Genomic DNA, 17593 nt, shown 5'->3' with positions numbered 1-17593 from the left:
GGAGGTCGTCGCCGGATGCGCTACCGTCGCATCATGACAAGCCGTCTGCGGCGCCGAAGCCTCCCTGTCGTCGGCTTCGTCGCTGCGGCCGCCATGCTCGTCGGGTGCGCGCCGAGCATCGAGAACCTCGTGCGGGTGAGCCTCGCGGATTCCATCGAAGACGCGCAGGACAGTATGTGGGAGCACCGCGGCAAGATCGTCACGGACTCGGAAGCGACCATCGCCGAACTCTCCCTCGCCTCCGACCTCCGGGACGGAACCGACGAGCTCGACGGCAACCCCCTCAAGCTCCTCGACCTCGACAAGAGGGGCGACGGCACCACCCTGACACTCCTCGCACTCGGTGGCGCGCAGACGGGCGGTGGCTGGTGGTACGAGCAGCGTCAGGGGGCGGTGTGCTTCACCCTGACCTTTCCGCGAGGCGAAGAGATCGTGGAGACCGGCCCCGCGGACTGCCCGGACATCCCGGAACTGGACGGCATCGAGGACGTCGTCCCGCTCGAAGAACTCGACGTCAGAATCACCGCCACCAAGGCCGACTACCCTGACTCGGTGTGCCAGTGCTACAGCGGCAGTGAGTGCGACTGCCCCGGAGCCTAGGCGATCGGGTCGGAGCCCGTCGTAGCCGCAACCCCGCTCCGGTGCCACCCTGATCTCTCAGGGGACGAGGATGATCTTCCCCGTGGCCCCGCCGGTCTCCATGAGTTCATGCGCCCGCGCCGCCTCGGCGAGGGGCAGCTCCGGTGCTCCGAGCAGAAGCACTACGATCCGAATGTGACGTCTCAGAACCAGCTCGACGCCGGGGTGCCTGGTTCACCACGCCAGGTGGCCGCGGCCGAGACCGAACGGCATTGGCTCCTGTTGGCGGCGCAAGTCTTCCTCACCGGCTTGACCACGTATGTCGCGATAGCGATCTGGTCGACCACCGCGGCCGGGTACACAGAGGGCTTGCAGATCGTCGGATTCGCGGTCCTCTCCACTCCGCTTACGATCCTGGCGTTCCTGATCGGGCTGCCCCTGCGTATCGTGCCGCGGGCACGTCGGTGGTGGTCGCGATACGCGGGGTGGTTCTTCGCCTTGTTCGGAATCGCTGCGGGCGGCACGCTTCTGTCCTACGTCGTCGGCGATGCAGGACCGGTTCGCTATGCCCAGAGTGGGTGGCCTGTGAGTGACGGCTATGCACCGGACGCGCGACTCTTTGTGCCATCCCTTGCTGTGCTGGCGTTCGCGACCATGCATCTTCGCCTCCCACCGCGCCGGAAGCCGAAAGCCGCCTGACCGATCAGTGTCTCCTGGCCGCGGCAGAACCCGCCGAACGCCGCGTGCGGGGTGACGCCCGACGCTGTCAGGGTTGGGGTCAGGGGACGAGGATGATCTTCCCCGAGGCGGCGCCGGTCTCCATGAGTTCATGGGCCCGTGCCGCCTCGGCGAGGGGCAGCTCCGGGCCGAGCTCGATGGTGAAGTCGCCCGCGGCCAGGAGGTCCACGGTCTTCTGCAGCGCCTCGGCGCGCCACTCCAGCTCCTGCGGCGTGAGCGGCTCGGGGGACCCGCCGGAGAACGCCCGGATGCCGAAGTCGGCGGCGTCGGGACCGCGGACGATGGTCGCGATGCGGTCGCGGTCCGCGACCAGGGCGAGGGAGGTCTCGATGGCCTCGTCGGTGCCCGCACAGTCCAGGACGACGGTCACGGGGGAGGGGGCCGCCGCGCGGACGCGGTCGAGCAGGCCGTCGCCGTAGGCCACGGGGATCGCGCCGAGCTCGCGGAGCTGGTCGTGCCGGGCGGGGCTCGCGGTGGCGATCACCGTCGCGCCCCAGGCGACCGCGAACTGCACGGCGGCCTGGCCGACCGAGCCGGATCCTGCGTGCACGAGGAGCACGTCGTCGGCCGTCACGGCGAGCGAGCGGAGGGACTGGTAGGCGGTGCCGGCCGGGATGCCGATCGCCGCACCCTCGGCCGCGGTGACGGCGTCCGGGAGCTTCACGAGCTTGTCGACCTCGACCGCGATGGCGGAGGCGTAGGTCCCGAGCGTGTCGCGGATCGCGACGCGGTCGCCGACCTCGAACCCGTCGACGCCCTCGCCCAGCACCTCGATCACCCCGGCACCGTCGAATCCGACCGGACGCGGTTCGGTGATCGGCGCAGACGGGCGCTTGCCGCCACGGAGCTTCGCGTCGATGGGGTTGGCACCGGCCGCCTCGATGCGCACCAGCGCCTCGCCGCGGACGGGCACGGGGTCAGGCACCTCCATCAGGTGGAGGACAGCGGGGGATCCGAACTCGGTGTAGACGATCGCGCGGGCCATGCCCTCAGGCTACCCGGCGGGGGTCACTTCCCCGCGAGCGCCTTGGTGATCCGCTGCGGCGACACCGGCTGCGCGGTGCCGAGACGCTGAGCGAAGACGCTGACCCGGTACTCCTCCAGCAGCCAGCGCACCTCGACGATCGCGGGGGGAGCGTCGGGCGCGAGGGGGATCGTGCCGCCGGCGTCCGCGAACAGCACCGCCATCCGCTCGAACTCCGTCATCCGTGCGCGGTCCTTGCCCGGCTCGTTCGCCAGGGTCTTCAACCGGTCGATCATGCCGTCGAGGTACCGGGGGAAGTGGGCGAGTCGGTCGACACCCGCGGCCGCGACGAAGCCGGGGTGCAGCAGTCCGGAGAGCTGGGTGCGGATGTCGTTCAGCGGGCCGAGCAGCGCCAGCGAGTTCTGGGACTTGATGCCGCGCTCCACCTCCCGCGCCTTCGTGAGGATGCGGGCGACGAGGGAGACGCAGGCGAAGAGCTCGTCGACGAGCACGGCGGACACGGCGTCGCGGACCCGGGCGAACTCGGCCTCGGTGCGCACGACGCCACGGTCCTGGCCGTCGGCGCCGGTCGACGCGTCGATCACGCGACGGGCGACGGCGGCTCGGCAGTCCTCGATGAGCGCGGCCGCCGACGGATAGGGCGAGGCGGCGAGGGCGAGCTTCTCCTGGCTGGTGAGGTGCTGCTGCACGTACGAGGACGGCGAGGGCACCGCGAGCAGGACGAGACGGAGCACGCCGTCGCGCGTGGCGGCGGCCGCGGCGTCCGGAGTCGCCTCGACCCGCACCGACACGCTCTTGCCGGCATCGACGATCGCCGGATACCCGCGGACGACGCCGCCCGCGACCTTGGTGTCGATGACCGCCGGGAGGTCGCCGAACGTCCACGCCGTCAGCCCGGTCTGCTCGACCGGAGCCGCGGCCACGCGCTCCGCCCCGCGCGGCCCCGGTGCCTCCGCACGCCCGGGGCGGGCGATGGAGCGGGCGACGCTGCTGCGCGCGCGGTCGGAGAGCTCGGCCTGCAGCGCCCGGAGATCACGCCCTGACCCGACCACCCGTCCCCGCTCGTCCACGGCGCGGAAGTTCATGCGCAGGTGCGCCGGCACCCGCTCGTCATCGAAGTCCGCGGCCGTCACCACCTGGTTCGCGAGCGGCTGCACGAGCCGCGCGAGCGCTTCCTTGAGGGTGCGCGGGGGGAGGCCGCCGTGCACCTCCGGACCCTCGTCGGCCAGCGCCGCCCCGAACTTCTCCGCCCAGTCGGCGGCGGGGACGACGTGGCGGCGGATGGCCTTGGGCAGCGCGCGCAGGAGTCCGGTGACGAGCTCGGCGCGGAGCCCCGGCACCTGCCAGTCGAAGCCGCGATCCTCGATCTGGGCGAGCAGCGGTAGCGGCAGCACGACGCTCACGCCGTCATCGGGGGCACCCGGCTCGAACCGGTACGCGAGGCCGAGCACCTGGTCGCCCTGCGTCCACCGGGTCGGGAACTCGCGCTGGTCGGCGCGGTCCTCGTCGTCGATGAGGTCGCTCTCGCGCATCACGAGCAGCTTCGGCGTCGTCGTCAGCGCCTCGCGCCACCACCTCTCGAACGACCGCACGTCGAACACCTCGGCGGGGATGCGCTCGTCGTAGAACCGGAAGACGGCCTCGTCGCCGGCCAGGATGTCGCGGCGCCGCTCACGCTCCTCGAGCTTCTCCAGGCGGCGGCGGAGCTCGGCGTTGCTGCGCCAGAACGCGCTGACCCGTTTGTCGATCCGGGACGGGTCCCACTCGCCCTCGACGAGCGCATGACGGACGAAGAGCTCGCGCGAGGCGGCCCGGTCGATGCGGGCGAACTGCACGCGCCGGCGCGGGATGATCTCGACCCCGAACAGCGTGACCTTCTCGAACGCCACCGCGGCTCCGGCGTCCTTGGACCAGTGCGGCTCGGTGACCTGACGCTTCGCGAGGTCGCCGGCGAGGGGCTCGGCCCAGGCGGGGTCGATGGCGGCGACGGTGCGGGCGAAGGTGCGGGAGGTCTCCACGATCTCGGCCGCCATGACCGCCCGGGGGCTCTTCTTGCGCAGCCCCGAGCCCGGGAAGATCGAGAACCGGATACCCCGCGCGCCTCGGTACTCCGTGATCCGGCGGCGGGCGTCCTTCGCGGGAGAGTGGGCCTTCCCCGCGGGGGCGGTGCGCTCGTCGAGGACGCCGATCTGCGACAGCAGGCCGGACAGCAGCGCGCGGTGGATGGCATCCGGATCGGCCGCGCCACTCGGCTCCGCCCCGCGATCGGGGCTCTTGACGAGCGTCCGGAGCTGCCGATGCACGTCGAACCACTCGCGGACCCGCACGTAGTTGAGGTGCTCGCTGCGGCACAGGCGCCGGAACGCGCTGGAGCCGAGCTCCCGCTGCTGTTCGCGCAGGTGGTTCCAGAGGTTCAGGAGGGTGAGGAAGTCGCTCGTCGGGTCCACGAAGCGCGCGTGCAGCCGGTCGGCCTCCTCGCGCCGCTCCTCCGGTCGCTCCCGCACGTCCTGGATGGACAGCCCCGCGACGATCGCGAGCACGTCCCGCAGCACCGCCCCCTGGGTCCCTGAGCCTGTCGAAGGGCCTGCACCCCGCTGGGTCCCTGAGCCTGTCGAAGGGCCCGCACCCCGCTGGGTCCCTGAGCTTGTCGAAGGGCCTGAGCCCGTCGAAGGGCCGGCCTCGATGAGCATCCGCGCGAACCGGGGGTCCATCGGCATCCGGGCGATGTCCCGCCCGATGCGGGTGAGCCGGGGACCGTCGTCCGGTCCCTGAGCCTGTCGAAGGGCGCCGAGCTCGGTGAGCAGGTCGAACGCCGCCTTCACGCCCCGGGAGTCGGGCGGGGTGAGGAAGGGGAACGCGGTGATGTCGCCGAAGCCGAGCGCGAGCATCTGCAGGATGACGGAGGCGAGCGAGGTGCGCAGGATCTCGGGCTCGGTGAACTCGGGGCGCCGCGCGTAGTCCTCTTCCGAGTACAGGCGGATGGCGATGCCGTCGCTCGTGCGGCCGGCGCGACCGGAGCGCTGGTTCGCCGAGGCCTGCGAGATGGCCTCGATGGGGAGCCGCTGCACCTTCGAGCGGTTGCTGTACCGGGAGATGCGGGCCGTCCCGGTGTCGATGACGTACTTGATGCCGGGCACCGTGAGGCTCGTCTCGGCCACGTTCGTCGCGAGCACCACGCGGCGACGGACGCCGGCCACGGTGCTGCGCTCGAACACCCGGTGCTGCTCCGCGGCGGAGAGCCGGCCGAACAGGGGGAGGACCTCGGTGGGAGAACGGTCCTTGGCGTATGCGGCGCGCACCGCGTCAGCCGCGTCCCGGATCTCCGCTTCGCCCGGCAGGAACACGAGCACGTCGCCCGGGGCCTCCCGGTCGAGCTCGCGGAGCGCCGTGACGATCGCGCTCACCTCGTCCTCCGGCTCGCCGGCGGCGTCCTGCTCCGCGTCCTCGTCGACGAGCGGGCGATAGCGGATCTCGACGGGATAGGTGCGCCCCGACACCTCGATGACCGGAGCGGGGGTGCCGTCGGCCGCGGCGAAGTGCCGCGCGAAGCTCTCTGGATCGATCGTGGCGGAGGTGATGATCACCTTCAGGTCCGGGCGCTGCGGGAGGATGCGGGCGAGGTAGCCGAGCAGGAAGTCGACGTTGAGGGACCGCTCGTGGGCCTCGTCGATGATGATCGTGTCGTAGCGCGTCAGCAGGCGGTCGCGGTGGATCTCGTTGAGGAGGATCCCGTCGGTCATCAGGGCGATGCGCGTCTCGTCGGAGACCTTGTCGGTGAAGCGCACCTTGTAGCCGACGAGCGTGCCGAGCTCGACCCGCAGTTCCTCGGCCACGCGCTCCGCGATCGTGCGGGCGGCCAGCCGCCGGGGCTGGGTGTGGGCGATGCGCTCGCGGCCCAGTTCCAGCGCGATCTTCGGCAGCTGCGTGGTCTTCCCCGATCCGGTCGCGCCGGCGACGATGACGACCTGGTGGTCCCGGATGGCATCGGCGATCTCGTCCCTGGCGGCGCTGACGGGCAGCTCCGGGGGATAGGAGATCACAGGGGAGGACATAGCCCTCCATCGTATGCCGGGATGCACACCGGAGCCGCCGCGATCGCCGCATACGATCATCGGGTGATGACTGCTCTGCGCCCCGTGCGCTGGTTCCGCGAGTTCGGTCGGCCGCCGCGCATCCTCGGCCTCGATGTCGCACGGGGGCTGGCGATCCTGGGAATGGCCGGCGCCCACGTCGGCACGACCGACGCTTTCGACTGGGGCGACCCCACCACGTGGACGGACCTCGTGCACGGTCGTTCCTCGATCCTCTTCGCGCTGCTCGCCGGCGTCTCCATCGCGCTCATGACGGGGCGCGACGTGCTGCCGGAGCGGGAGCGTCTCCCCGGCATCCGCCTGAATCTCGTCGGACGCGGCGCCGTGATCTTCGTGATCGGCCTGGCGCTGGAGCTCCTCAACACCCCGATCGCCGTGATCCTGACGCTCTACGGGCTGCTCTACGTCGCGGTCATCCCCGTGCTGCGGTGGCGGCCCCGGCAGCTGCTCCTCGGCGCCGCCGTCCTCGCGCTCGCCGGTCCGGCGGTGCTCGCCCTGATCAGCGCGGTGGCGCTGCAGCCGTTCGGCGCGGGCATCGGGTTCGTGCTCTACGGCACCTATCCGATCACCGTGTGGCTGGCTCTCGTGCTGGGCGGTATGGCCCTGGGCCGGCTCCGCGTGCAGGAGGTGCGCACGGCCGTCGTCGCCCTCGTCGTCGGGGTGGTCCTCGCCGCGATCGGCTACGGCCTGGGCGCCCTCGGCGCGGGCGCGGGGCTGGGCGGGACGGAATCGATCGTCTCCTCGACGAGCGAGGACTCCGGCAGCGGGAGCCTGGACAGCCTTCCCAGCGAGAGCCTGGACAGCCTTCCCGCCGAGAGTCTGTCGTCGTTCATCCCGGACGACGTGATGCCGCCGTCCGGCTGGGAGAGCTACCCCGAGGCTCTCGCCGCGAGCGATCCGCTCGGTTCCGTGGTCCGCGCCGTCTTCGCCGTCGACCCGCACAGCGGTGGCACCGCCGAGATCCTGGGCTCCGGCGGGTTCGCCCTGGCGGTGATCGCGCTGTGCCTGCTCCTGAGCCGCCCGCTGCGCTGGCCGCTGCTGCCGCTCGGCGCTCTGGGATCCATGCCACTCACGGCATACAGCCTGCACGTCGTCTCCGTCGTCCTCGTCGCGGGCCCTGGCGGCTTCATCGCGGACAACTCGTTCTGGGGGCTCACAGCCATGGCACTCCTGGTGGTGACGACGCTGTGGGCGATGTTCGTCGGACGCGGTCCCCTGGAGCGCCTCGTCGGTAAGGGGGCCGCGGCGATGGCCGCGGTCCCTCGGCGCTGACGCTTTTCGTCATCCGCACGGGCAGGCCTGTCATCACAGGTCCTAGGCTGGGGGGATGACCATTCCTGCACTCGAACTGAACGACGGCAACTCCATCCCCCAGCTGGGCTACGGCGTCTTCAAGGTGCCGCCGGCAGAGACCGAGAAGGCGGTGAGCGAGGCCCTCGAGATCGGGTACCGCCACATCGACACTGCCGCGATCTACGGCAACGAGGAGGGCGTGGGCGCTGCCATCGCGTCCTCCGGCATCCCGCGCGAGGAGCTCTTCGTCACCACGAAGCTGTGGAACGACCGTCATCACGACGACGAGCCCCGCGCCGCCATCGGCGAGAGCCTTGAGAAGCTCGGCCTGGAGCAGGTCGACCTGTACCTCGTGCACTGGCCCACTCCGGCGAAGGACGACTACGTCCACGCGTTCGCGAAGCTCATCGAACTGCGCGACGCGGGCCTGACCCGTAGCATCGGCGTCTCGAACTTCCTCGTCCCGCACCTGGAGCGCACGGTGAAGGAGACCGGCGTCGTCCCGGCCGTGAACCAGATCGAGCTGCACCCGGCGTACCAGCGCCGCGAGGAGGTCGCCTGGGCCGAGGCAAACGGCGTCCGCGTCGAGGCGTGGGGTCCGCTCGGCCAGGGCAAGTACGACCTCTTCGGCACTCCGGCGGTCGCGGATGCGGCCGCCGCCCACGGCGTGACGCCCGCGCAGGCCGTCCTCCGCTGGCACCTGCAGAAGGGCATCATCGTGTTCCCGAAGTCGGTGCGCCCGGAGCGCCTGCGGGAGAACCTCGACGTGTTCGGCTTCGAGCTGACCGACGCCGAGATCGCCGCGATCGACGCCCTCGACCCGCTCGACGGGTCCGGTCGCGTCGGCTCGCACCCGGACGAGGTCAACTGATCCCGCCCTCATACCGGCCGCGGGCTCGGCACTGACGCCGTCACCGAGCCCGCACTGACCGGAGCCCTGCTCCCGAGCCCGCGGCCCGCGGCTCGTCTCCGTTCCACATGACGCCCCGTGTCGCTTCGCGCGACACGGGGCGTCCGCGTGGGTACCGTCGAGCGCATGACAGCTCCGCTCCGCGTCGTCGCCGTCTCGGGCTCCCTGCACGAGCCGAGCAAGACCACCGCCCTCCTCCGATCGATCACCGCCGCGGTCGCCGAGCGTGCCCCCGTCGAGGCGCAGCTGATCGAGCTCACGCAGATCGGGCCGTCGCTCGCGGGTGCTCTCACCCGTGACCAGCTCCCGCCGGAGGTGGAGGTGCACCTGCAGGCGATCGAGACCGCCGACCTCCTCATCGTGGGGAGCCCGGTGTACCGCGCTTCGTTCACCGGGCTGTTCAAGCACCTGTTCGACTTCGTGGACCAGTACGCGCTCGTCGGCACGCCCGTGCTCCTCGCCGCGACCGGCGGCGGCGAGCGGCACGCCCTCATGATCGAGCACCAGCTCCGGCCGCTCTTCGCCTTCTTCCAGGCGCTCACGCTGCCCCTCGGCGTGTACGCGAGCGCCACGGACTTCGACGGCTACGAGGTGGCCACCGACGTGCTGCGCGCGCGCATCGCCTTGGCCGCCGAGCGAGCCCTCCCGCTCGTCGGCTACACCGCGACCCGCCCCGCGGAGCTGCTCGTCGGCTGACCCGGAGCTGCCGGTCCCGGCGAGCCGATCGACGGCCGACCCGTAGCCTGTCTCCCCGGCGTAGCGTGGGGACATGACGAACCGTCTCGCCGACACCCTCAGCCCGTACCTTCGGGCGCACGCCGACAACCCCGTCGACTGGTACCCGTGGGGGGAAGAGGCGTTCGCCGAGGCCCGCCGCCGAGACGTGCCGATGCTGATCTCGATCGGCTACTCCACCTGTCACTGGTGTCATGTGATGGCACGCGAGTCGTTCGCTGACCCCGAGACCGCCGCCCGCATCAACGAGGGATTCGTCGCGGTGAAGGTCGATCGCGAGGAGCATCCGCACGTCGACGGGGCCTACATGGCCGCCGCGTCCGCGTTCACGCAGAACCTCGGCTGGCCGCTCACGGTGTTCACCACCCCCGCCGGTCGCGCGTTCTACGCGGGGACGTACTGGCCGCCCGAGGCGCGACCGCCGATGCCGGCGTTCCGCGATGTGCTGGCCGCCGTGCGCGAGGCCTGGACGACGCGCCGCGCGCAGGCCGAGGAGTCCGCGGACGCGGTGACGGCAGCCCTCGCAGAGGCTGCGCAGGCCACGCCCTCGACCCTCCCGGACACCGCCGCGCTCGCCGAGGCCGCCCGCGGACTCGCCGCCAGGGAGGACAGCGAGTTCGGCGGCTTCGGCGGAGCTCCCAAGTTCCCGGTGGCCACGACCCTGCGGTTCCTGCAGCAGCCCCTCGTCCGCGAGGCCGCGCCGGAGGCCGCGGCAGCAGCCGAGCGCGCGCTCACGGCGATGGCGGGCTCTGCTCTGCGGGATGCCGACGGCGGGTTCTTCCGCTATGCGACCCGGCGCGACTGGACGGTGCCGCACTACGAGCGCATGCTGACCGACAACGCCCAGCTTCTCGAGGTCGCGCTCGACACCGGCGACGAGGAGACCGCCCGCGGAATCGCCCGCTTCCTGCTCGGCACGCTGCGGCGGGAGGGCGGCGGTTTCGGCGCCGCTCAGGACTCCGAGTCGTGGATCGACGGGGCCCGCAGCGAGGGCGGCTACTACCTCCGCCCGGTCCCGGAGCGCGCCACGCTGGAGCCGCCGGCGGTGGACGACAAGGTCATCACGGGATGGAACGGCCTCGCGGTCGCGGCACTCGCCAGGGCGGGTGCGACGCTCGGCGAGGACGCGTGGGTCGCCGCCGCCGCGGACGCCGCCGACGCCGTGCTCCGCACCAATCGCGGTGCCGACGGCGCTCTCGTGCGGGCGTCCTTGGACGGCCGGGCCTCCGCCGCGGTGGCCACTGCGGCCGACCTCGCCCTCCTCGCCGACGGCCTGTTCGCCCTGGCGGCGGCGACCGGCGACGTCGCTCCCGCGGTCACGGGACGGGACCTCCTCGACGAGGTGCTGGACGGAGCCGGGGGAGACGACCCGCTGCTCCGCGCGCAGGGCATCGCCGCCTCGCCCGATCACACCGACGGAGACCTCCCCTCGGACACGGCGGCGGTCGCGCAGGCCGCGCTCACCGCCTGGCGGCTCGGAGCGGGCGACCGGTACCGCGCGGCGGCGGCCGAGCGGGTGGAGGCGCTCGCCTCCCGGGCGCTCGCCCAGCCCTTCGCGCACGGCAGCCTGCTCCGGGTCGCCGCCGGACTCGCCGCAGCCCCGCGGCAGCTCGTCGTGGTCACGGAGGACCCCGGGGGAGCGCTCGCCGCCGCGGCACGCGGAGCCGATGCCGATGTCATCGTCGTCGTCAGCCCGGCGCAGGCCGCGGCGTTCGCCACCGCGGGTTTCGAACTGTTCGACGGCAAGGAGGCGACAGCCGAGCGCGCCTACGACTGCCGCGCCTTCGTGTGCCGCCTGCCGGTGAGCGATCCGGCCGCGGTGTCGCACGCACGGTGAGCGCCCTTCCCCGGAGCAGGGGTGTGCAATCTGCCTAGCGTGCGGCACCCAGGTGGCGTTCGATTGCGCGCGATGCGCAGCTTCGAGTGCACGGTTTGCCCAGCGCCTGCCATCCGTTCTAGGGTGACGCGACCCCTCTCGGATCACAGCAAGGATGCTCTGACGATGACCCTCTCCGCCCGCGCCGGCCTCGACGCCGTGCCCGCCTACCGACAGGGGCGCTCCGCCCCGGCCGGTGCCTCCAAACTCTCCTCGAACGAGTCGCCGCACCCGCCGCTGCCCTCCGTCGTGCAGGCCGTGCAGGACCGGGTCGCCGGCATCCACCGCTACCCGGACATGAGCGCCTCCGCGGTCCGGGAGGCGCTCGCCGCCCGGTACGCCGTGGACCCGGCCCAGGTGACCGTCGGCGCCGGGTCGGTGGAGATCGCCGCCCAGCTCATCCACGCGGTCGCCGGCGAGGGCGACGAGGTCGTCTTCGCATGGCGGTCCTTCGAGGCGTACCCCTCGCTCGTCCGGATCGCGGGCGCCACGCCTGTCGCCGTGCCGCTGGACGCCGACCACGGACACGACCTCGACGCGATGCGCGCCGCGATCACCCCGCGCACGCGTCTCGTGTTCGTGTGCAACCCCAACAACCCGACCGGCACCGTCGTCGACGCCGAGGCGCTGGAGCGCTTCGTCGCCGCGGTGCCGCACGACGTCCTCGTCGTCATCGACGAGGCCTATGTGCACTTCGACCGCACGGACAGCCGCGGTGTCGGGATCGAGCTGTTCCGTCGGCACCCGCACGTCGCGGTGCTGCACACGTTCTCCAAGGCGTACGGCCTGGCCGGCCTCCGCATCGGCTACGCGATCGCCCCCACCGCGATCGCTGAGGCGCAGCGCAAGGTGGCCGTGCCGTTCGGGGTCACCGACCTCGCCCAGGCCGCGGCTCTCGCCTCCCTCGCTGCGGAGGACGAGCTCGGCGCCCGCATCGACGAGGTCGTGGCGCAGCGCGATCGGCTGCACACCGTGCTCACGGCGGCCGGCTGGCCCGCCGTCCGCTCGCAGGCCAACTTCGTCTGGGTTCCCGCGGGGGACCGCACCGCCGACCTCGACGCCCTCCTGCACGCAGGGGGTGTCGTCGCCCGGGCCTTCCCCGGCGAGGGCATCCGCATCTCATCCGGCTCCGCCGCTGACATCGACCGGGTCGAAGCCGCCCTCGCCGCCGCGACCTCCGACCACGATTCCGACCTGATGGAGGTGGGCGCATGACCACGGAGGTCCCCGTCACCACGACGACCACGAAGGGCCTGCACCCGGGCCTCACCCGCCGCCAGATCTCCATGATGGGGCTCGGCGGCGCGATCGGCGCGGGGCTGTTCGTCGGCTCAGGGCAGGCGATCAGCATCGCCGGACCCGCCGTGCTGATCTCCTACCTCGTCGCGGGCGGCATCGTCGTGCTCGTGATGGCGATGCTCGCCGAGATGGTCGCGGCCCGCCCGAGCTCCGGCGCCTTCAGCTCCTACGCCCAGAAGGCCATGGGGCGCAGCGCCGGAAGCGCGGTGGGCTGGCTGTACTGGATCCAGCTGGTCGTCGTGATCGCCGCCGAGGCGACCGGCGCGGCCGGGATCGTGGCGAACTGGGTGCCCGGGATCCCCGCGTGGGTCTGGGTGCTGGTCTTCGTCGTCGCCCTCACCGCGGTGAACCTCTTCGGCGTGCGCAACTACGGCCGTTTCGAGTTCTGGTTCGCGGCGATCAAGGTCGCCGCGATCATCGCCTTCCTCGTCGTCGGCGTGTGCGCGATCGTCGGACTCATCCCCGGTGTGCCGGCGACGGGGATCTCGAACCTCGTGGACGAGGGCGGCTTCGCCCCGCACGGGATCACCGGCATCGCGGCGGCGCTCCTCATCGTCGTCTTCGCGTTCGGCGGCACCGAGGTCGTGGCGATCGCCGCGGCCGAGTCCGACGACCCCGCGCGGAACATCCGCCGGATCGTGCGCGAGGTGCTCGTGCGCATCCTCATCTTCTACGTCGGCTCGATCTTCGTCATCGTCGCGGTGCTCCCGTGGGACGACCCCGCCGTGCAGGCCGGTCCGTTCTCGGCCGTGCTGGACACGCTGAACATCCCGGGCGTCGGTCTCGTGATGGACCTCATCGTGGTGATCGCGCTGCTCTCGGCCATGAACGCCAACATCTACGGCGCCTCCCGGATGGCGTACTCGCTGGGGGAGCGGGGACTGGCGCCGCTGTCCGTCACCCGGACGAGCCTCAAGGGCGTCCCGTTCGTCGCGGTGCTCGCCTCGGTGGCCTTCGGGTTCGTCACCGTCGGACTGAACTGGGCGTTCCCGGACGTCGTGCTCCCGGCGCTGCTGAACGTCGTGGGGTCGACCCTGCTGGTGATCTGGACGGCGACGGCGATCTCGCAGATCGTGCTGCGACGGCGGGCCGACCGTGCCGGTGAGGCGATGCCCATGCGGCTCTGGGGCTTCCCCTGGGTGTCGTGGCTGTGCCTGGTGCTGCTGGCCGCCGTGATCGCGCTCGCGATGATCGACCCGGCCGCGCGCATCCAGCTGCTGCTCACGCTCGGGCTCACCGCGGTGCTGCTCGTCGTCGCCCGCCTGACGCGGGGTGTCTCCCGCCCCGGCATCGTCAGGGAGTGACGTGCGGATCGATCGCCTCGACGCCGCGCTGATCCGGCTGCTGACGGAGTCGCCGCAGCTGCCTCTCCTCGAGTGCGCGCGCCGGCTGGGCATCGCGCGAGGGACGGCCACCAGCCGCCTCGCGCGGCTGCACGAGGGCGGGGTGATCGAGGCGATCGTGCCGCGCATCGACCCCGCCGGCTTCGGCTACGGCGTCGTGGCGTTCTGCCTCGTCGAGATCGATCAGAAGGTCGGGCACGACGATGTGGCGACGGCCCTCGCAGACGCGGTGCCGGAGATCGTCGACATGCACACCGTGACCGGCGCGAGCGACATGCAGCTCCGGCTCGTCGCGCGCGACGCGACCCGGCTCCAGGAGGTGCTGGACCGGGTCGCCCTGGTGCCGGGCGTCGCGCGGACGGCGTCCTCGATCGCCATGCGCACCCACCTCTCCGGTCGCGTGCTCCCGCTCGTGGAGCACGTGGCCGACGAGATCCCCTGACCGGGGGTCACGGCGCGGCGGGTCAGACCCAGCCGGGCAGCCAGTTGTGCAGGCGCCAGAAGTCGTACGGCACGCTCATCCCCGTCCACAGCGGCAGGAAGAACGCCGAGACGAGGACGACGACGCCGAGGAAGATCAGGACGGTCCGCTCTCCGGACTGGCGGCGCACGAGCGGATCCTCGCGGCGCCCCGCGATGATCCGCAGCGTGACGGTGAGCGCGAGCACGAGGAACGGCATCATCACGACCGTGTAGAACTGGAAGATCGTCCGCTCAGGGAACATCAGCCAGGGGAGGTAGGTGACGGCGAGCCCCACGAGCGGAAGACTCAGGGCCGGGCCGACCGGCTGTCGGGTGATCCAGCCGCGGATGAGGCGGTAGAGCAGGTACACGCTGGCCGCGACGCCGCCGTACCAGATGAGCGGGTTGGGGATCGCCGAGATCACGCCGATGCAGTGGTCGACGCCGCAGCCGGTGGGGTCGCTGTCCACCCACACCGCCGTCGGGCGGAGCAGGAAGGGCCACTCCCACGCCGGGCTCGCGTACGGGTGTCCTCGGGTGAGGCCCACGTGGAAGCCGAGCATCGCCTCGTGGTAGTTCCACAGCGCGACGAGCGGGTTCGGATCGCTGCCGCGGTCGTAGCCGTTCGCCGTCACCAGCCATCCGGTCCAGCTCGCGAGGTACACCGCGAGCGCGGGGACGACGAGGAGCACGAACGACACCGGCCCCTGCCGGAAGACCGCGGATGCCGGCCATACGACGACCCTGCCGCGGCGCCGGGCGAGGGCATCGGTGATCACGACGTAGAGGCCGAAGCCCGCGAGCACGTACAGTCCCGACCACTTCACCGCCGAGGCGGCGCCGAGCGCGAGACCCGCGGCGACGAGCCACGGACGGCGCCACAGGATCGGTCCCCACAGCGGATCCTCGTCGTCCGGATCCCGACGTTCGAGCAGCGGGATCGTGTGCTGGCGGTCGATGAGCACGAACAGCACGCCCAGCAGCACGAAGAAGGTGAGGATGCCGTCGAGCAGCGCGATCCGGCTCATCACGATGCTGAGGCCGTCGATCGCGAGGAGCGTGCCGGCCACGGTCGCCGCCACGACCGAACCGGTCAGACGTCGGGCGATGAGGTAGACCAGCAGCACGGATGCTGCGCCGAGCACGGCGGTCGCGAGACGCCAGCCGGCGCTGTTGTCCGGTCCGCCGATGGCCATGCCCAGCGCGATCAGCCACTTCCCGAGCGGCGGGTGCACGATGAACGCACCCTTGTTCGTCAGGGGGAGCTCCTGCAGGGTGATGAACGCATCGTTCGCGTTCTCTCCCCACACCCCCTCGTAGCCGAGGCTCCACAGCGACCAGGCGTCCTTGACGTAGTAGGTCTCGTCGAAGGCGAGCTGATGGGGATGGCCGACGTTCGCCAGGCGCAGCACCGCGGCGAGGGCGGTGATCAGCAGCGGGGCCAGCCAGCCCATCGCCCGGCCCCAGTCCGGGGCGTGCAGCACGCGGTCGCGGAGCCGCTCGTAGCGCGTGAGCCGCTCCTCGGGGGCGGGCAGCAGGGGCTCGGGCGCGGTCACCGGTCCAGCCTAGACACACTCCGCCCTGTGCCTCCGGTATGCAGGCACCGGTCCGCTCCGACGGCCCCGACTCAGACCCACGCCTAAGCTGGGCGGGTGATCATCCTCGCCGCGACCCCGATCGGAAACCTGGGCGATGCGTCGCGGCGACTCGTGGAGGTGCTGGAGAACGCGGAGATCGTCGTCGCGGAGGACACCCGCACGACGCAGCGACTCCTGCAGGCCCTGAAGATCGACAACCGGCCCCGGCTGATCGCGCTGCACGACCACAACGAGAAGCAGAAGGCCGCGGAGCTGGCCGCGCTCGCCGCGGAGACCGACCTCGTGGTGCTGAGCGACGCGGGGATGCCGACCGTGAGCGATCCGGGATACGGTCTCGTCGCCGAGGCCGTGGCGCAGGGGGTCACGGTGACCGCCATTCCCGGACCCAGCGCGGTGCTCATGGCCCTGGCGATCTCGGGGCTTCCCACGGACCGCTTCGCCTTCGAGGGGTTCCTGCCGCGGAAGCCGGGGGAGCGCCGGGCGACCCTCTCCGCCCTCGCCGCCGAGCCCCGCACGATGGTGTTCTTCGAGTCGCCCTCGCGCCTCGCGACGACCCTGACCGACATGGGGGCCGCCTTCGGTGCAGACCGCCGGATCGCCGTGTGCCGGGAGCTGACGAAGCTGTACGAGGAGGTCCGTCGCGGCACCGCGTCCGAGCTCGCAGCCTGGGCCGCCGACGGGGTGAAGGGCGAGATCGTCGTGGTCGTCGAGGGTGCGCCGCGGCGGGAGGCCTCGCCGGAGGACGCCCTCGCTCAGGTGCAGGCCCTGGTCGCGGACGGCACCCGGTTGAAGGACGCGGCCTCCGAGGTCGCGGCCCTGACGGGCCTGTCCTCCCGAGACCTGTATCAGGCCGCCCTCGCGGCGCGGTCACGGTGACTCCGGTCGCAGATCCGCACCCCGGTCGCAGGGATTCCGGGGAGGCGTGCGACGCGGGTCCGGATCTGCGACTTCCCGCCGACGGGGAGTCCGTCGCGCGAGCCTACGACGAGAGGGCCGCGGAGTACCTCGAGGTCGCGGGGGACCTGGGGCTGATGGATCCGCGCGACCGCGAGCTCATCCGCCGCTGGAGCGATGAGACTCCGGGGATGCTGCTCGACGTGGGGTGCGGTCCGGGTCACTGGACGGCCTTCCTCCGCGGAGACGACGGCGCGGGGCCCGATACCGGACGCGAGGTGGAGGGGATCGACCTCTCCGCCGCCTTCATCCACGGGGCGAGGGTTCGGTATCCGCACCTCACGTTCCATCGCGGGTCGTTCCGGACGCTGCCGCAGGCATCGGGCACGGTCGGCGGCATCCTCGCGTGGTACTCCGTGATCCACACGCCTCCGGCCGAGCTCACGGAGGTGTTCGCCGAGTTCGCTCGGGTTCTCGCCCCCGGCGGGAGCCTGCTCCTCGGATACTTCGTCGGCGAACCCCGGGCGGCCTTCGCTCATGCGGTCGCACCCGCGTTCTTCTGGACCGCCGAGGCCCTGTCCCCGCTGCTCGCCGCCGCCGGCCTCGAGCTGCAGTGGTCCGAGGCCCGCGAGCGAGAGCCCGGCGAGATCAGCTCCCGCCCCCACGGCGCCCTCCTCGCCCTCCGCTCCTGATCCGGCCCCAGCCCGGCGTCGCAGATCTGCACCGTGTCGCAGGTTCTGGCACCATCCGTGCGACACCGACGCGAATCTGCGCCCGCGCGCGGGAGAGG

Annotated in this window: 15 protein-coding genes; 11 read left to right on the top strand and 4 right to left on the bottom strand. The window is 72.0% G+C overall.

All coding sequences use genetic code 11. The features are described 5' to 3' along the window. Window positions 1–33: 33 nt before the first annotated feature. Window positions 34–600 (top strand): hypothetical protein, encoded by a 567-nt coding sequence (locus AC3B5L_RS12385; protein WP_490095830.1) that lies wholly within the window; start codon window positions 34–36, stop codon window positions 598–600. Between the two features lie 57 nt (window positions 601–657). On the opposite strand, the gene AC3B5L_RS12380 is transcribed toward AC3B5L_RS12385, so the two are convergent. Continuing rightward, a complete protein-coding gene (locus AC3B5L_RS12380) occupies window positions 658–762 on the bottom strand; it encodes a zinc-binding dehydrogenase (RefSeq protein ID WP_366237622.1) in 105 nt (34 codons plus the stop codon). 12 nt (window positions 763–774) lie between these two features. Here AC3B5L_RS12380 and AC3B5L_RS12375 point away from each other — a divergent pair, with 12 nt between their 5' ends. Continuing rightward, window positions 775–1278, top strand: a complete 504-nt coding sequence (locus AC3B5L_RS12375; protein WP_490095829.1) for a hypothetical protein — start codon at window positions 775–777, stop codon at window positions 1276–1278. 79 nt (window positions 1279–1357) lie between these two features. Here the strand turns inward: AC3B5L_RS12375 and AC3B5L_RS12370 are convergent, their stop codons facing one another. Beyond that, a complete protein-coding gene (locus AC3B5L_RS12370; protein WP_490095828.1) occupies window positions 1358–2302 on the bottom strand; it encodes a quinone oxidoreductase family protein in 945 nt (314 codons plus the stop codon). A gap of 23 nt (window positions 2303–2325) precedes the next feature. Further along, window positions 2326–6354, bottom strand: a complete 4029-nt coding sequence (gene hrpA / locus AC3B5L_RS12365) for an ATP-dependent RNA helicase HrpA (RefSeq protein WP_490095827.1) — start codon at window positions 6352–6354, stop codon at window positions 2326–2328. Between the two features lie 66 nt (window positions 6355–6420). Between hrpA and AC3B5L_RS12360 the strand changes: the two genes are divergently transcribed. The 7 genes from AC3B5L_RS12360 to AC3B5L_RS12330 all read left to right on the top strand — a co-directional run bounded on the left by AC3B5L_RS12360 (window position 6421) and on the right by AC3B5L_RS12330 (window position 14291). Beyond that, on the top strand, window positions 6421–7665 hold the full coding sequence (locus AC3B5L_RS12360) for a heparan-alpha-glucosaminide N-acetyltransferase domain-containing protein (RefSeq protein ID WP_490095826.1): 1245 nt from the start codon (window positions 6421–6423) through the stop codon (window positions 7663–7665). A 55-nt stretch (window positions 7666–7720) separates the two neighbouring features. Continuing rightward, entirely contained in the window at window positions 7721–8557 is an 837-nt protein-coding gene (locus tag AC3B5L_RS12355; protein ID WP_490095825.1) for an aldo/keto reductase, read from the top strand. 165 nt (window positions 8558–8722) lie between these two features. Continuing rightward, on the top strand, window positions 8723–9292 hold the full coding sequence (gene msuE / locus AC3B5L_RS12350) for an FMN reductase (protein WP_490095824.1): 570 nt from the start codon (window positions 8723–8725) through the stop codon (window positions 9290–9292). A gap of 73 nt (window positions 9293–9365) precedes the next feature. Continuing rightward, window positions 9366–11168 (top strand): thioredoxin domain-containing protein, encoded by a 1803-nt coding sequence (locus AC3B5L_RS12345; RefSeq protein ID WP_490095823.1) that lies wholly within the window; start codon window positions 9366–9368, stop codon window positions 11166–11168. A gap of 165 nt (window positions 11169–11333) precedes the next feature. Next, complete coding sequence (gene hisC / locus AC3B5L_RS12340; RefSeq protein ID WP_280565606.1) at window positions 11334–12422, top strand: histidinol-phosphate transaminase; 1089 nt, start codon at window positions 11334–11336, stop codon at window positions 12420–12422. Beyond that, the gene (locus tag AC3B5L_RS12335) at window positions 12419–13810 is read left to right on the top strand and encodes an amino acid permease (RefSeq protein WP_292797336.1); all 1392 of its coding nucleotides are present in this window, start codon (window positions 12419–12421) and stop codon (window positions 13808–13810) included. Before hisC ends, AC3B5L_RS12335 begins: the two co-directional genes overlap by 4 nt. Window position 13811: 1 nt before the next feature. Beyond that, complete coding sequence (locus AC3B5L_RS12330) at window positions 13812–14291, top strand: Lrp/AsnC family transcriptional regulator (RefSeq protein WP_144882465.1); 480 nt, start codon at window positions 13812–13814, stop codon at window positions 14289–14291. A 22-nt stretch (window positions 14292–14313) separates the two neighbouring features. Here AC3B5L_RS12330 and AC3B5L_RS12325 read toward each other — a convergent pair whose 3' ends face one another. Further along, window positions 14314–15867, bottom strand: coding sequence for a dolichyl-phosphate-mannose--protein mannosyltransferase (locus tag AC3B5L_RS12325; RefSeq protein ID WP_490095822.1), 1554 nt, complete (start codon window positions 15865–15867; stop codon window positions 14314–14316). 96 nt (window positions 15868–15963) lie between these two features. On the opposite strand from AC3B5L_RS12325, the gene rsmI reads away from it, so the two are divergent. Then, window positions 15964–16785: a 16S rRNA (cytidine(1402)-2'-O)-methyltransferase gene (gene rsmI / locus AC3B5L_RS12320; RefSeq protein WP_490095821.1), complete on the top strand. Its 822-nt coding sequence runs from the start codon at window positions 15964–15966 to the stop codon at window positions 16783–16785. Beyond that, window positions 16782–17495, top strand: a complete 714-nt coding sequence (locus AC3B5L_RS12315; protein ID WP_490095820.1) for a class I SAM-dependent methyltransferase — start codon at window positions 16782–16784, stop codon at window positions 17493–17495. Before rsmI ends, AC3B5L_RS12315 begins: the two co-directional genes overlap by 4 nt. Window positions 17496–17593: the final 98 nt, after the last annotated feature.

Source organism: Microbacterium sp. C-MGS6, from assembly GCF_058140415.1.
The sequence above is the reverse complement of the archived record's forward strand: the minus strand, read 5'-3'. Positions and strand labels throughout refer to the sequence as shown.

Excerpts from the sequence above, each read along its gene's own strand:
- AC3B5L_RS12385 (WP_490095830.1), top strand. The coding sequence starts at position 34 with ATGACAAGCCGTCTGCGGCGCCGAAGCCTCCCTGTCGTCGGCTTCGTC.
- AC3B5L_RS12370 (WP_490095828.1), bottom strand. The coding sequence starts at position 2,302 with ATGGCCCGCGCGATCGTCTACACCGAGTTCGGATCCCCCGCTGTCCTC.
- hrpA (WP_490095827.1), bottom strand. The coding sequence starts at position 6,354 with ATGTCCTCCCCTGTGATCTCCTATCCCCCGGAGCTGCCCGTCAGCGCC.
- AC3B5L_RS12360 (WP_490095826.1), top strand. The coding sequence starts at position 6,421 with ATGACTGCTCTGCGCCCCGTGCGCTGGTTCCGCGAGTTCGGTCGGCCG.
- AC3B5L_RS12355 (WP_490095825.1), top strand. The coding sequence starts at position 7,721 with ATGACCATTCCTGCACTCGAACTGAACGACGGCAACTCCATCCCCCAG.
- msuE (WP_490095824.1), top strand. The coding sequence starts at position 8,723 with ATGACAGCTCCGCTCCGCGTCGTCGCCGTCTCGGGCTCCCTGCACGAG.
- AC3B5L_RS12345 (WP_490095823.1), top strand. The coding sequence starts at position 9,366 with ATGACGAACCGTCTCGCCGACACCCTCAGCCCGTACCTTCGGGCGCAC.
- hisC (WP_280565606.1), top strand. The coding sequence starts at position 11,334 with ATGACCCTCTCCGCCCGCGCCGGCCTCGACGCCGTGCCCGCCTACCGA.
- AC3B5L_RS12335 (WP_292797336.1), top strand. The coding sequence starts at position 12,419 with ATGACCACGGAGGTCCCCGTCACCACGACGACCACGAAGGGCCTGCAC.